Origin of the sequence: Streptomyces sp. URMC 126 (assembly GCF_051386555.1) — a bacterium.
Taxonomy (GTDB): domain Bacteria; phylum Actinomycetota; class Actinomycetes; order Streptomycetales; family Streptomycetaceae; genus Streptomyces.
In genome coordinates, this window is record NZ_JBPQTX010000651.1 from 1 (window position 1) to 854 (window position 854).

1 protein-coding gene is annotated in these 854 nt (G+C 75.3%); it reads right to left on the reverse strand.

Annotated features, from left to right (window positions below):
- A partial coding sequence (locus ACSNOK_RS33315; RefSeq protein WP_436784520.1) for an ATP-binding protein occupies nucleotides 1-566 on the reverse strand: 566 nt, incomplete at its 3' end.
- Nucleotides 567-854: the final 288 nt, after the last annotated feature.

An 854-nucleotide genomic window follows, 5' to 3' on the forward strand; every position in this document is an offset into this window, starting at 1 on the left:
GGGACGCCGGGGGCGCCGGGGAGCCGGAGGGCGAACCACACGGTCTTGCCCGCCGGGGAGGCGTGGTGCCCCCAGCGCTCGGCGATCTGCTCGACCAGCCACATGCCGCGGCCGTTCTCGCTGTCCTTCGCGGCGAGCGAGCAGCGCGGCAGGGCGCCGCCCCGGTCGGTGACCCGGGCAACCAGGTGGGCGGGGGTGCGGGAGAGGGACAGCTCGACGTCGCCGGTGCCCTCGGGGACGTGCACGATCGCGTTGGTGACCAGCTCGGAGAGGAGGAGGGCGGCGTCGTCGGTCAGCGCGTCCAGGCCCCACTCGGCGAGCAGGCGCCGGGAGAAGGCGCGGGCCGCCGCGACGGAACGGGGAGAGGCGGGGAGCGAGATCGCGTGGGCCGGACGGTGGGTGGCGGCGGCCCTGGGCCGGGTGTCGGCGGCCGCGCCGGCCGGGACGGGAACGCCCCCCAGACCACGCCACGGGTCGGCCGGAGGTGGGACGACCGCGTCCGGGGCGCCGAAGAGGGCGTCCGCCGGAGGCGCGGGGCTCAGGATGTCACGGCTGGAAGCAGACATGAGGCTCTGTGCGATCGGGAGGGGGGACGCGAAGGCAGGGCCGTGGGGGGCCGCGGGCTTCACGGTGGTCTTCCCCACACTGGCGCGATTTTCGCCAGAGGTCTATACCCTCTCGGTCACGGTGGCCCTGCGGAGCGCTATGTTCGCAGGTGGCGGGGGCTTAACGCGGCATAAAGTCATGGTGAACGCGCGGTGTGGGCCACGGTCTTCATGGGCGGGACGGAGGGCGGGCCGGGAGAGCGAAGGCGGCCGGGCCGGGAGGGCGGAGGCGTCCGGAGGGGGTGTGAC